The organism is Citrobacter sp. NCU1 (genome assembly GCF_010231475.1).
Classification (GTDB): domain Bacteria; phylum Pseudomonadota; class Gammaproteobacteria; order Enterobacterales; family Enterobacteriaceae; genus Citrobacter_D.
The window spans coordinates 48,265-61,372 of sequence record NZ_NRDO01000034.1 but is presented as its reverse complement, the minus strand read 5'-3'; the positions used below and the strand labels follow the sequence as shown (position 1 = coordinate 61,372).

General features: G+C 55.5%; 12 protein-coding genes. 10 read left to right on the top strand and 2 right to left on the bottom strand.

From position 1 onward, the window contains the following. Positions 1-288: 288 nt before the first annotated feature. The 7 genes from hpaX (at position 289) to yjiA (ending at position 8,575) form a co-directional block, all read left to right on the top strand. Positions 289-1,665 carry a 4-hydroxyphenylacetate permease gene (hpaX, locus tag CJP72_RS10230; RefSeq protein ID WP_162380753.1) on the top strand — a complete coding sequence of 459 codons (1,377 nt, stop codon included), beginning with the start codon at positions 289-291 and terminating at the stop codon, positions 1,663-1,665. Between the two features lie 9 nt (positions 1,666-1,674). Beyond that, positions 1,675-2,565, top strand: a complete 891-nt coding sequence (hpaA, locus tag CJP72_RS10225; protein ID WP_162380752.1) for a 4-hydroxyphenylacetate catabolism regulatory protein HpaA — start codon at positions 1,675-1,677, stop codon at positions 2,563-2,565. A gap of 221 nt (positions 2,566-2,786) precedes the next feature. After that, positions 2,787-4,349, top strand: coding sequence for a 4-hydroxyphenylacetate 3-monooxygenase, oxygenase component (gene hpaB, locus CJP72_RS10220; protein WP_162380751.1), 1,563 nt, complete (start codon positions 2,787-2,789; stop codon positions 4,347-4,349). A gap of 17 nt (positions 4,350-4,366) precedes the next feature. Further along, positions 4,367-4,879, top strand: coding sequence for a 4-hydroxyphenylacetate 3-monooxygenase reductase subunit (locus tag CJP72_RS10215; protein WP_162380750.1), 513 nt, complete (start codon positions 4,367-4,369; stop codon positions 4,877-4,879). Positions 4,880-5,150: 271 nt separating this feature from the next. Next, complete coding sequence (gene btsT / locus CJP72_RS10210; protein WP_162380749.1) at positions 5,151-7,301, top strand: pyruvate/proton symporter BtsT; 2,151 nt, start codon at positions 5,151-5,153, stop codon at positions 7,299-7,301. 110 nt (positions 7,302-7,411) lie between these two features. After that, a complete protein-coding gene (locus CJP72_RS10205) occupies positions 7,412-7,606 on the top strand; it encodes a YbdD/YjiX family protein (protein ID WP_000460615.1) in 195 nt (64 codons plus the stop codon). A 12-nt stretch (positions 7,607-7,618) separates the two neighbouring features. After that, positions 7,619-8,575 (top strand): GTPase, encoded by a 957-nt coding sequence (gene yjiA / locus CJP72_RS10200; RefSeq protein WP_162380748.1) that lies wholly within the window; start codon positions 7,619-7,621, stop codon positions 8,573-8,575. A gap of 97 nt (positions 8,576-8,672) precedes the next feature. Here the strand turns inward: yjiA and CJP72_RS10195 are convergent, their stop codons facing one another. After that, positions 8,673-9,257, bottom strand: a complete 585-nt coding sequence (locus CJP72_RS10195; RefSeq protein WP_162380747.1) for an OmpA family protein — start codon at positions 9,255-9,257, stop codon at positions 8,673-8,675. Between the two features lie 3 nt (positions 9,258-9,260). Beyond that, complete coding sequence (locus CJP72_RS10190) at positions 9,261-9,737, bottom strand: hypothetical protein (RefSeq protein WP_162380746.1); 477 nt, start codon at positions 9,735-9,737, stop codon at positions 9,261-9,263. Positions 9,738-10,294: 557 nt separating this feature from the next. Between CJP72_RS10190 and symE the strand changes: the two genes are divergently transcribed. The 3 genes from symE (at position 10,295) to tsgA (ending at position 13,088) form a co-directional block, all read left to right on the top strand. Next, entirely contained in the window at positions 10,295-10,639 is a 345-nt protein-coding gene (gene symE, locus CJP72_RS10185) for an endoribonuclease SymE (RefSeq protein ID WP_162380745.1), read from the top strand. A 370-nt stretch (positions 10,640-11,009) separates the two neighbouring features. Continuing rightward, a complete protein-coding gene (xapA, locus tag CJP72_RS10180; protein ID WP_162380744.1) occupies positions 11,010-11,843 on the top strand; it encodes a xanthosine phosphorylase in 834 nt (277 codons plus the stop codon). A 39-nt stretch (positions 11,844-11,882) separates the two neighbouring features. Next, complete coding sequence (gene tsgA, locus CJP72_RS10175; protein ID WP_162380743.1) at positions 11,883-13,088, top strand: MFS transporter TsgA; 1,206 nt, start codon at positions 11,883-11,885, stop codon at positions 13,086-13,088. The last annotated feature ends 20 nt before the right edge of the window (positions 13,089-13,108 follow it).

Sequence of the window (13,108 nt, the reverse complement as noted above, 5' to 3'; positions counted from 1 at the left end):
AGTACCGAAACACAGGCCGGATAAGGCATCGCCGCCCTCCGGCAAACAGCAGTACCGAAACGCAGGCCGGATAAAGCATCGCCGCTCTCCGGCAAACAGCAGTACCGAAACACAGGCCGGATAAAGCATCGCCGCCATCCGGCAAACAGCAGTACCGAAACGCAGGCCGGATAAGGCATCGCCGCTATCCGGCAAACAGCAGTACCGAAACGTAGGTCGGAGCAGGCGCTGTCGCCCTCCGGCACAATCCATGTCGTACCCTACAAAATTCCCATTAGAGGAAAAACAATGAGCGACACGTCATCTGCAATCCCTGAGAAACAAAACCCTGCCAGTCAGCATAAACAACTGACGGCACAGCAACAGTCGGTAATCAACAAGCTGTTTCGCCGCCTGATCGTATTTCTGTTCGTGCTGTTTATCTTTTCCTTCCTCGATCGCATCAACATTGGCTTTGCCGGATTAACGATGGGCCGTGATCTGGGGCTAAACGCCACCATGTTCGGCCTGGCGACCACTCTGTTTTACGCCGCTTACGTTATTTTCGGTATTCCCAGCAATATCATGCTCAGTATCGTCGGCGCTCGCCGCTGGATCGCGACCATTATGGTGCTGTGGGGAATTGCGTCCACCGCGACCCTGTTTGCCACCGGGCCGAACAGTCTGTACATACTGCGTATTCTGGTCGGCATCACCGAGGCCGGTTTTTTACCGGGCATACTGCTCTATTTAACCTACTGGTTTCCGGCGTTTTTCCGCGCCCGCGCCAACGCCCTGTTTATGATAGCCATGCCCGTCACCACGGCGCTCGGCTCGATTGTCTCTGGCTATATTCTGGCGATGGACGGCCTGTTTGACCTTCGCGGCTGGCAATGGCTGTTCCTGCTGGAAGGGTTCCCGTCGGTACTGCTGGGCATCCTGGTCTGGTTCTGGCTGGACGATTCCCCGTCAAAGGCCAAATGGCTGACGGCAGAAGACAAAAAATGTTTGCAGGAGATGATGGACAATGACCGCCTGACGCTGGTGCAGCCGGAAGGCGCCGCGAGTCATCACGCCATGCAGCAGCGCAGCCTGTGGCGCGAAATCTTCACCCCGATTGTGATGATGTATACGCTGGCCTATTTCTGCCTGACCAATACGCTGAGCGCTATCGGCATCTGGACGCCGCAGATCCTGCAAAGTTTTAACCAGGGCAGCAGCAACATCACTATCGGGCTACTGGCCGCCATTCCGCAGGTGTGTACGATTTTCGGGATGATCTTCTGGAGTCGCCATTCGGACAGCCGTCAGGAGCGTAAACACCACACCGCCCTGCCGTATCTCTTTGCCGCTGCGGGCTGGCTGCTGGCCTCCGCCACCGGTAACAGTGTGCTCCAGATGCTGGGGATTATCATGGCATCGACCGGATCGTTCTGCGCCATGGCCATTTTCTGGACTACGCCGGATCAGTCGATCAGCCTGCGGGCAAGAGCGATCGGGATTGCAGTGATCAACGCCACCGGCAATATTGGATCGGCGCTCAGCCCCTTTATGATCGGCTGGCTGAAAGATATTACCGGCAGCTTTAACAGCGGATTGTGGTTTGTGGCCTCGCTGCTGGTTGTCGGCGCCATCATTATCTGGTTAATTCCCATGCAGTCATCGCGCCCACGCGCCACCCCGTAAGGAGCGAATATGTGCCAGAGTTCGATCACCAATATCGACATCAGCAAAGAGTATGACGAAAGCCTGGGCAGCGACGATGTGCATTACCAGTCATTCGCCCGCATGGCGGCATTTTTTGGCCGCGATATGCAGGCACATCGCCATGACCAGTTCTTTCAGATGCACTTTCTTGATACCGGACAGATCGAACTCCAGCTCGACGATCACCGCTATTCGGTCCAGGCGCCGCTGTTTGTCCTGACGCCGCCCTCGGTTCCGCATGCGTTTATCACCGAATCCGACAGCGACGGTCACGTGCTGACAGTGCGGGAAGCGCTGATCTGGCCGCTGTTAGAAGTGCTCTACCCCGGCACGCGGGAGACATTTGGCCTGCCGGGGATTTGCCTTTCGCTGGCGGATAAACCCGATGAACTCGCCGCGCTCGCCCACTACTGGCAGCTGATTGAGCGGGAATCGACAGCACAACTGCCCGGACGCGAGCACACGCTGGTCCTGTTGGCGCAGGCGGTCTTCACCCTGCTGCTACGTAACGCCAAACTCGACGACCATGCGGCAAGCGGGATGCGCGGCGAACTGAAGGTATTCCAGCGTTTCACCCAGATGATCGATACGCACTTCCACCAGCACTGGAGCGTACCGGACTATGCCAGCGATCTGCATCTGACAGAGTCTCGTCTGACCGATATCTGCCGCCGTTTCGCCAATCGCTCCCCGAAACGGCTGATCTTTGACCGACAACTGCGCGAGGCCAAACGGCTACTGCTGTTTTCTGACAGCGCGGTCAATGAGATCGCCTGGCAACTGGGGTTTAAAGATCCCGCCTATTTCGCCCGTTTCTTTAATCGGCTGGTGGGATGTTCGCCAAGTGCGTATCGGGCAAGTAAAGTACCGGTATCGTGAATCTCCGGCGGGTAAACGCAGCGCCGCCCGCCAAAAAGCCACTCAGATCACAAAACGCAATCCCGTCCGAAAAGTACCTGCCGTTGTCGCAATCGTCCCTTCACGTCGTCGCCTTATCACGCTTCAATTAAACAACAAAAACAAAACATAAATTTAACATTAAAGCCTGAAACGCCCGTTGGCGCAGGCTTTCCATCCGATGACGAAAAGAGAGTCTGACTATGAAACCTGAAGATTTCCGCGCTGACGCCAAACGCCCATTAACCGGTGAAGAGTACTTAAAAAGTCTGCAGGATGGCCGCGAGATCTACATCTACGGCGAGCGTGTGAAAGATGTCACCACGCATCCGGCGTTTCGCAACGCAGCGGCATCCGTTGCCCAACTTTACGACGCACTGCACAAACCAGAGATGCAAGACGCCCTCTGCTGGGGCACCGACACCGGCAGCGGCGGCTACACCCACAAATTCTTCCGCGTGGCGAAAAGCGCTAACGATTTGCGTCAGCAGCGTGACGCCATCGCTGAATGGTCGCGTCTGAGCTACGGCTGGATGGGACGTACGCCCGATTACAAAGCCGCTTTTGGCTGCGCGCTGGGCGCCAATCCGGCGTTTTACGGTCAGTTTGAGCAGAACGCCCGCAACTGGTACACCCGCATTCAGGAAACCGGACTCTACTTTAACCACGCGATCGTCAACCCGCCGATCGACCGCCATAAACCGGCCGACGAAGTGAAAGACGTTTACATCAAACTGGAAAAAGAGACCGACGCCGGGATCATCGTCAGCGGCGCGAAAGTGGTGGCGACCAACTCAGCGCTGACCCACTACAACATGATCGGCTTTGGTTCTGCGCAGGTGATGGGCGAAAACCCGGACTTCGCGCTGATGTTCGTCGCACCGATGGACGCCGACGGCGTGAAACTGATTTCCCGCGCCTCCTATGAAATGGTGGCTGGCGCAACCGGTTCTCCGTATGACTACCCGCTTTCCAGCCGTTTTGACGAAAACGATGCCATTCTGGTGATGGATAACGTGCTGATCCCGTGGGAAAACGTGCTGATCTACCGCGATTTTGATCGCTGTCGCCGCTGGACAATGGAAGGCGGTTTCGCCCGCATGTACCCGCTGCAGGCGTGCGTGCGCCTGGCGGTCAAACTCGACTTCATCACCGCGCTGCTGAAAAAATCGCTCGAATGTACCGGTACTGCGGAGTTCCGTGGTGTGCAGGCCGATCTCGGCGAAGTGGTGGCCTGGCGTAATATGTTCTGGGCGCTGAGCGATTCCATGTGTTCTGAAGCAACACCGTGGGTGAACGGCGCCTGGCTGCCGGATCACGCGGCGCTGCAAACCTACCGCGTGATGGCGCCGATGGCCTATGCGAAGATCAAAAACATTATTGAGCGTAACGTCACCAGCGGTTTGATTTATCTGCCTTCCAGCGCTCGCGATCTGAATAATCCACAGATCGACAAGTATCTGGCAAAATACGTGCGCGGCTCCAACGGGATGGATCACGTTGAACGCATTAAGATTTTAAAACTGATGTGGGACGCCATCGGCAGCGAATTTGGTGGACGCCACGAGTTATATGAAATCAACTACTCCGGTAGTCAGGACGAGATCCGCCTGCAGTGTCTGCGTCAGGCGCAGACCTCCGGCAACATGGACAAAATGATGGCGATGGTTGACCGCTGCCTGTCTGAATACGATCAGAACGGCTGGACGGTGCCACACCTGCACAACAACAACGATATCAACCTGCTGGATAAGCTGCTGAAATAACGCAGTCGGAGGTCAAAATGCAATTAGATGAACAACGTCTGCGTTTTCGTGATGCGATGGCTAGCCTGTCGGCGGCGGTCAATATTGTGACCACCGAAGGTGACGGCGGACGTTGCGGGATCACCGCAACCGCCGTTTGCTCGGTGACCGATACGCCCCCTTCGGTGATGGTTTGTATTAACGCCAACAGCGCCATGAATCCGGTGTTTCAGGACAACGGCAAACTGTGCGTCAATGTGCTGAACCACGAGCAGGAACTGATGGCGCGCCACTTTGCCGGTATGACCGGAATGGCGATGGAAGAACGTTTCAACCTCTCCTGTTGGCATAAAGGGCCGCTGGCGCAACCGGTGCTAAAAGGCGCGCTGGCCAGCCTTGAAGGCGAGATCCGCGATGTGCAGGCGATCGGCACGCACCTTGTTTATCTGGTTGAGATCAAAAACATTATCCTGGGCCAGGACGGTCACGGTCTGATCTACTTCAAGCGTCGTTTCCATCCGGTGATGACGGAAATGGAAACCACCGTCTAACAATACAAAACCCCACGGGCGGCAGCCCTGCCGCCCGCTTCTATTGTGACCTCAATCACACTATTTCCACCGTTAACGCCCTCTCTTTACCGCTCGCTGACACTCCTGACCGCTTAAGCTGACATATAACCACTCGCTTATTTACCTTACTTTACGCGCGCGTTTCTCTGGCAAGATCGTCTCCAGCATAACAGTCATTTACCTCCTCAAACACACGCATTAACCCAAACGGCTTCGGCCAATTATTAATCTAAAGAAACCAGGTTTTACTATGGATACCAAAAAGATATTCAAGCACATACCCTGGGTGATTCTCGGAATCATCGGGGCATTTTGCCTCTCGGTAGTGGCATTACGTCGGGGTGAGCACATCAGCGCCCTGTGGATCATCGTCGCTTCCGTCTCGGTATATCTGGTGGCTTATCGCTACTACAGTCTGTACATCGCTCAAAAGGTGATGAAACTCGACCCGACGCGTTCTACGCCGGCGGTCATCAATAACGACGGCCTGAACTACGTGCCGACCAACCGCAACGTACTGTTCGGTCACCACTTCGCCGCTATCGCGGGTGCGGGTCCGCTGGTCGGCCCGGTTCTGGCCGCACAGATGGGCTACCTGCCGGGTACCCTGTGGCTGCTGGCCGGTGTTGTGCTGGCAGGCGCGGTACAGGACTTCATGGTGCTGTTTATCTCTTCTCGCCGTAACGGCGCGTCTCTCGGTGAGATGATCAAAGAAGAGATGGGTTCAGTACCGGGAACCATCGCGCTGTTCGGCTGCTTCTTAATCATGATCATCATCCTCGCGGTACTGGCGTTGATCGTGGTAAAAGCACTGGCCGAAAGCCCGTGGGGTGTGTTCACCGTTTGCTCAACAGTCCCTATCGCGCTGTTCATGGGGATCTACATGCGATTCCTGCGTCCAGGACGTGTGGGTGAAGTGTCGGTGATTGGTATCGTATTGCTGGTCTCTTCTATTTACTTCGGCGGCGTGATTGCCCACGACCCGTACTGGGGCCCGGCGCTGACCTTTAAAGACACCACCATCACCTTCGCCCTGATCGGCTACGCGTTTGTTTCTGCGCTGCTGCCGGTATGGCTGATTCTGGCACCGCGTGACTATCTGGCGACCTTCCTGAAAATCGGCGTTATCGTCGGTCTGGCGCTGGGTATTGTGTTCCTCAACCCAGAGCTGAAAATGCCAGCGATGACTCAGTACATCGACGGTACAGGTCCGCTGTGGAAAGGTGCATTGTTCCCGTTCCTGTTCATCACCATCGCTTGTGGTGCGGTCTCTGGCTTCCACGCGCTGATCTCTTCCGGTACCACTCCGAAACTGCTGGCGTGTGAAACTGACGCGCGCTTCATCGGTTACGGCGCGATGCTGATGGAATCTTTCGTGGCGATTATGGCGCTGGTTGCTGCGTCCATCATCGAACCGGGTCTCTACTTCGCGATGAACACCCCGCCGGCGGGCCTTGGCATCACCATGCCGAACCTGCATGAGATGGGTGGCGAGAACGCGCCGTTAATTATGGCGCAACTGAAAGACGTGACGGCACACGCCGCTGCGACCGTGAGCTCCTGGGGCTTCGTGATTTCACCTGAGCAGATCCTGCAAACGGCGAAAGACATCGGTGAACCGTCCGTTCTGAACCGTGCTGGTGGCGCGCCAACGCTGGCTGTGGGTATCGCGCACGTATTCCACAAAGTGCTGCCGATTGCAGATATGGGCTTCTGGTACCACTTCGGTATTCTGTTTGAAGCGCTGTTCATTCTGACCGCACTGGATGCCGGTACCCGTTCTGGCCGCTTCATGCTGCAAGACCTGCTGGGTAACTTCGTTCCGTTCCTGAAGAAAACCGACTCTCTGGTTGCGGGCATCATCGGTACTGCGGGCTGCGTGGGTCTGTGGGGCTACCTGCTGTATCAAGGCGTGGTTGACCCGCTGGGCGGCGTTAAGAGCCTGTGGCCGCTGTTCGGTATCTCTAACCAGATGCTGGCAGCCGTAGCGCTGGTCCTGTGTACTGTGGTACTGATTAAAATGCAGCGCACCAAGTACATCTGGGTTACCGTTGTTCCGGCAGTATGGTTGCTTATCTGCACCACCTGGGCGCTGAGTCTGAAACTGTTCAGCACCAACCCGCAGATGGAAGGCTTCTTCTACATGGCCAGCCAGTACAAAGAGAAGATTGCGAATGGCGGTGAACTGACTGCACAGCAGATTGCCAACATGAACCATATCGTGGTGAACAACTACACCAACGCAGGTTTGAGTATTCTGTTCCTGGTGGTCGTCTATAGCATCATTTTCTACGGGTTCCGTACCTGGCAGAAAGCCCGCGCCATCAACGGTCGCTCTGATAAAGAGACACCGTATGTACCGGTGCCGGAAGGCGGCGTGAAGACCTCTTCACACCACTAATCGATGTGCCGGGTGGCGCTACGCTTACCCGGCCTACAGAACCAGAAATGAATGTAGGCCGGATAAGGCGAAAGCCGCCATCCGGCTTTATTCATTAACGGGACGGCATAATGTTTGATACTTTAGGTCAGGCCAAAAAATACCTCGGTCAGGCGGCGAAGATGCTGATTGGCATTCCGGACTACGACAACTACGTCGAGCACATGAAGACCAACCATCCCGATAAACCGTACATGACCTACGAAGAATTCTTCCGCGAGCGCCAGGAAGCCCGCTACGGTAGCGGCGGAAGCAGTTGCTGTTAGAAGGAGAAATGAATGACCCCGATTGCAGTTACCCTACTCACCGGTTTTCTTGGCGCAGGGAAAACCACGCTGCTGCGCCATATTCTCAACGAGCAGCACGGCTACAAAATTGCCGTTATTGAAAACGAATTCGGCGAAGTTTCCGTAGACGATCAGCTGATTGGCGATCGCGCCACGCAGATCAAAACCCTCACCAACGGCTGCATCTGCTGCACCCGCTCCAGCGAGCTGGAAGACGCGCTGTTGGATCTGCTCGACAACCTCGACAAGGGCAACATCCATTTCGACCGTCTGGTGATTGAATGTACCGGCATGGCCGATCCCGGCCCGATTATTCAGACCTTTTTCTCGCACGAGGTGATTTGCGAACGCTACCTGCTGGATGGCGTGATTGCGCTGGTCGATGCAGTTCATGCTGACGAGCAGATGAACCAGTTCACCATCGCCCAGTCGCAGATTGGCTACGCCGACCGTATTCTGCTGACCAAAACCGATGTGGCGGGCGAGAGCGAAAAACTGCGCGAACGTCTGGCACGCATCAACGCCCGCGCCCCGGTTTACACCGTTACGCACGGCGATATCGACCTCTCCCTGCTGTTCAACACCAACGGCTTTATGCTGGAAGAGAACGTGGTCAGCGCCACACCGCGTTTCCACTTTATCGCTGACAAGCAGAACGACATTTCATCGATTGTGGTGGAGCTGGATTATCCAGTCGACATCAGCGACGTTTCCCGCGTGATGGAAAACCTGCTGCTGGAATCCGCCGACAAACTGCTGCGCTACAAAGGGATGCTGTGGATCGACGGCGAGCCAAACCGCCTGCTATTTCAGGGCGTACAACGCCTGTACAGCGCCGACTGGGACCGCCCGTGGGGCAACGAGCAGCCGCACAGCCAGCTTGTGTTTATCGGCATTAATCTGCCAGAAGATGAGATCCGCGCCGCGTTTGCGGGGTTGAAGAAGTAAACCCTCCTGATGCCCGATGGCGCTATGCTTATCGGGCCTACGCCGATTTGTAAGCCGGATAAGGCGCAGCCACCATCCGGCATCTACACGCGAGAACTCACGCTTTCTTCTTCGGCAATACGAAATCGACGCGACGGTTTTTCGCCCTTCCGGCGTCGTTATCGTTACTCGCCACCGGCTGGCTTTCGCCTTTGCCCTTCTCGCTTAAACGTGATGAATCCACGCCGTGTGTCGTTAGCCATTTGGCGACCGAGCGGGCGCGGCGCTGGGAAAGATCGAGATTGTACTTATCGCTACCCACCGAATCGGTATGCCCTTCAATCGTGACTACGCCGTCAGGATCGTCAGCGATGAGCTGCGCCACCTGTTTCAGCGTTGGCTCGGCTTTTTTGGCGATCGCATCGCTATCAAAATCAAACAGCACGTCGCTACGAATCGACAACGTCACCGCGTCTTTGTCATCGCGAAAAGTGATATCCGCCGACTGCTTCGCCAGGTCCGCCGCCTTGCTCTGTAAATCCAGCACTGCGCCGCCGGTATCCGACGGGAAGCCCACCAGATCCAACGTTGTCGCTTTAAGGTCGAGGATCACTGCTGGCGCATGTGCTGGCGCATCTTCCGCTTCGGCGGCAGAACACAGTGCCAGACTGCTGGCGAACAGGAGTTTATGCAGGCCACTCATCGCTTAACGATCCGTAATGGCGATGGGCCCGAGCGGCTCAACGTTTTCGATAGTCAAATACACTTCTTTGACGTCTTTCGGCGGTGCCGGAAAGCTGCCGTACCACGAACCGACGTACGGTACACCGCGGCGCGAGGAAAACATCACGCTATTCGGCGCCAGAGGTACACCGTTCGAATCGGTCAGTAGCAGATATTTCTTGTTACCCACCAACAAATAGAAGGAATTAGCGAGAGCCTCTTTATCTATTCCGGTATACAGAGATTGCGCAGTCAGATTATCCGTGAGGCCTTTAAAGCGTACCTTGACGGTCAGGATGTCGCCGTGGCGCACCGCTTCCACCACCTGCGCTTCCGCCGTCCCCGCGCTCACCATACCGGTAGCCAGCGGCGCGGCTGGCGCATCCTCTGCCAGCGCAACGCCCGGGAAAACCAGCAAGGTCAACAGACAGGAGGCAACGAAGTTTTTCATTCGCTTCATGTTGAGATCCTTATTCTGTAGGGCGCTGCCTTTGTTATTTAATATTTTCAATAACATAGGAAAGTCGCCGGGAGAGTAATGCCCCCGAAGTATAGTAAAATGCCCCGGTATCACCCCCATAGCGTGCAAAAACGTTAGCGTGATCACATTAAGACCCGGCAACGCGGACAGGTAAGCAGTAATGCAGTGGAATGACGGGAGGTGGATTTATCGTTATTTTATGAATTTTAGATTGAATAAAGCTTAATATTCGGTGCTTCGAGTAATAATGTGTATATGGGCGTGTTGTCGCAGGCGGAGAATGTTAAACAGCATCATATGAATACGCCGCATTAATATTATTGCCGGATGGCGTTTTGGTTATCCGGCGTTTTTATATTTCCCGAGAATTTAATTTTTATATTAATATTTCCGGTAACGTTTTTATTATTGTCTATTTTTAGCTGGAGTTTTGTTTTATTTTCTGATGATATGTACAGGTTTTTTAGCGCGGTGCGGATGTGCTCGAACACACCCGCATCGCTAATCACAATCCCTATTAACCGAGAATAGAGACTATGACTACCGCGCATTGTATTGCAGATCCGTGTGAACCAGAAGTGTCCCCGGCAAATAACCGTGTTGCCACCGTCAGTTATGCGAGTCGTTACCCTGATTATACCCGTATTCCCGCGCTCACTCTGAAAGGTCAGTGGCTGGAGGCGGCCGGTTTTACCACTGGCAGTAAAATTGATGTCAAAGTGATGGACGGGTGTATTGTGTTGACCGTGCAACCGCCCGCCGCCGAAGAGAGCGAACTGATGCAGTCGCTGCGCCAGGTAAGCAAGCTGTCGGCGCGTAAGCAAGAGCAGGTGCAGGCGTTTATCGGCGTGATTTCGGGTAAAACGCAGAAACTAATATAAGCATGTCGGATGGCGCTTCGCTTATCCGACCTACACTAGCCGTAGGCCGGATAAGGCGCGTTGCGCCGCCATCCGGCAGAGACACGGTGCCCTACGCCTTACGTTCATGAATAAACTAATGCGCCAGCAGGCCACCGACCCGACCCGAACTGACCGCCAGTGAACTTCATCACATTTCAACCCTCTCATTTTCCCTCGTCCACCGCGGGCGCCGCGTGTCCTTTTGCATAACCCGTTGAAATTCCGTCGTTCCAAAATTCTTCTCTCGCCATCCATTCATAAAAAAGAATCAATAAGCGCGTTTATCCAATTGGATTAGCAATCGTCCACTTCGCAGAATGCGCATAAACCTACGCATTCAGGAGTTTTTATGTCTCATTCCGTGATTAACAATACCCCGTTCGACGCCGTTGAAATCCTTAAGGCGGCGAAACCCGGCTTTCAGCCGCGCATTGCCTTTATTCTCGGTTCCGGTCTCGGGGCGCTGGCCGATAAGCTCGATAACAAAACCGTCATTTCTTATGAAAAGCTGCCGGGATTCCCGGTGAGCACGGTGATAGGTCACGCTGGCGAAGTGGTCATGGGCTCGCTGCACGGCGTGGATCTCATCTGCATGAAGGGGCGCGGCCATTTTTACGAAGGCGTCGGGATGGGCATTATGACCCACGCAGTGCGCACCTTTAAGCTGCTCGGCTGCGAATTTATGTTCTGCACCAACGCTGCGGGCTCGCTGAACCCGGCCATTCCGGCGGGCAGCCTGGTGGCGCTTAACGATCACATCAACACCATGCCGTCCACGCCGCTGGTTGGGCCGAATGATGACCGCTTTGGCCCGCGCTTCTTTAGCCTCGCTAACGCGTACGACAAAGACCTGCGTGAAAAGCTGCATCACACCGCCCGCGATCTGGGCCTGACACTGCACGAAGGTGTGTTCGTCTCTTATCCTGGGCCGAATTTCGAGACGGCGGCAGAGATCCGCATGATGCAGAAAATCGGCGGTGATGTAGTGGGCATGTCGGTGGTGCCGGAAGTGATCGTGGCGCGCCACTGCGGCCTGAAAGTGCTGGCGGTGTCGGCCATCACCAACATGGCAGAGGGCTTAAACGACGTGGAACTCTCCCACGAGCAAACCCTGAAATGCGCGGCGATGGTGACCGACGATTTCATCCGCCTGATCGGCCAGTTCGTGAAGAACTGTCGCTAAGTTCCCGTCCAGCGGCGGGTGTCTTGCCCGCCAGGAGAAATGCAGATGTCAGAACATTATTCTCGCGGCAGTCTGAATGCTATTTCGTATCTGAGCTATTACTTCGTCGGCGCGCTGGTTTCCACGCTCGGCATCGTGCTCGGCCCGCTGTGCGCGGCGTTCAACAAAGATCCGAGTTTTATCGGCCAGGTGTTCACACTGATGAACATCGGCATGTTTGTGCCGATCATGCTCGGCGGCATTTTGATGAAGAAATGGGGCCTGCAAAGGCCGCTGGTGATCGCCGCCGCGCTGACCATTCTCATCAGCGCCCTGTTGTTCGCCACCCCGACGCTGACCATGTTCAGTGTGGCGGTCGCGATTATCGGCGCCTGCGGCGGGATCTTCATGACCATCGGCAGCTATCTGGTGGTGCGCATCAATCCAGACGAAAAGCGCCGTTCTTCCGCGCTGATTTTTACCGACTTTTTCTTCAGTCTGGCGGGCGCGACGCTCTCTTTCCTGCTGGCCTGGATGTTTAAAATGGGCGCGAGCTGGATGGCGATGTACGCCATTATGGGCGGGCTGGGCGTGATAATGCTGATCCTCACCCTGCGCAGTCGCTACCCGAGCACCGAAGCACCAGAAGCGGCACATCAGGAAACCACCAGTAAAGAGCCGTGGGGCCGCCCGGTGTGGCTGCTGTGTGGCGCGTTGTTCCTGTTCCTGCTGGCGGAGCCGATTTTCACGATGTGGACGCCGGGCTATCTGCAATGGCGCTTTCAGGTGTTGCCTGAGCAGGCGGCGCTGTACACCACCGTGTACTGGGTGGCGAAGGCTATCGGCCTGTTCCTCAATCAGTTCACCGTTAAGTGGATGAAGCTGCGCACCTTCCTGCTGATTTGTACGGCGGTGGGGCTGGTGTCGATTATGCTTATCACCAACAGCGCCAATACCACGTTGATTTTGATTGCCTGCGGCACGTTTGGCTTCTTTAATTCCGGGCTGTTCTCCGGGTTGATGAGTTACGGTTCGTTGCAGGTCAGCCACAGTTCGCCAACGCTTATCTCCGCGCTGCTCACCTGCGGTACAGTCGGCACGCTGCTGTTCGCCACAGTCTCTTCGCTGGTCAACAGCCACTTCGGCCTGCACGGCGCGGTCAACGCCTCGACCATTTCCTACGCGCTGCTGATGGTCACCTTGCTCATGGCGGTTGCCTGTAGCAAAGCCGAACGCCTACATCAGGGTGAGGCGGTCGCGGTTTGACAGTCTTCAAGGAGGGTTGC

Bases quoted from the DNA above. Each gene is read 5' to 3' on its own strand.
- xapA (WP_162380744.1), top strand. From the start codon at position 11,010: ATGTCTCATTCCGTGATTAACAATACCCCGTTCGACGCCGTTGAAATC.
- yjiA (WP_162380748.1), top strand. From the start codon at position 7,619: ATGACCCCGATTGCAGTTACCCTACTCACCGGTTTTCTTGGCGCAGGG.
- symE (WP_162380745.1), top strand. From the start codon at position 10,295: ATGACTACCGCGCATTGTATTGCAGATCCGTGTGAACCAGAAGTGTCC.
- CJP72_RS10190 (WP_162380746.1), bottom strand. From the start codon at position 9,737: ATGAAGCGAATGAAAAACTTCGTTGCCTCCTGTCTGTTGACCTTGCTG.
- CJP72_RS10215 (WP_162380750.1), top strand. From the start codon at position 4,367: ATGCAATTAGATGAACAACGTCTGCGTTTTCGTGATGCGATGGCTAGC.
- hpaA (WP_162380752.1), top strand. From the start codon at position 1,675: ATGTGCCAGAGTTCGATCACCAATATCGACATCAGCAAAGAGTATGAC.
- hpaX (WP_162380753.1), top strand. From the start codon at position 289: ATGAGCGACACGTCATCTGCAATCCCTGAGAAACAAAACCCTGCCAGT.
- btsT (WP_162380749.1), top strand. From the start codon at position 5,151: ATGGATACCAAAAAGATATTCAAGCACATACCCTGGGTGATTCTCGGA.
- CJP72_RS10205 (WP_000460615.1), top strand. From the start codon at position 7,412: ATGTTTGATACTTTAGGTCAGGCCAAAAAATACCTCGGTCAGGCGGCG.
- hpaB (WP_162380751.1), top strand. From the start codon at position 2,787: ATGAAACCTGAAGATTTCCGCGCTGACGCCAAACGCCCATTAACCGGT.
- tsgA (WP_162380743.1), top strand. From the start codon at position 11,883: ATGCAGATGTCAGAACATTATTCTCGCGGCAGTCTGAATGCTATTTCG.
- CJP72_RS10195 (WP_162380747.1), bottom strand. From the start codon at position 9,257: ATGAGTGGCCTGCATAAACTCCTGTTCGCCAGCAGTCTGGCACTGTGT.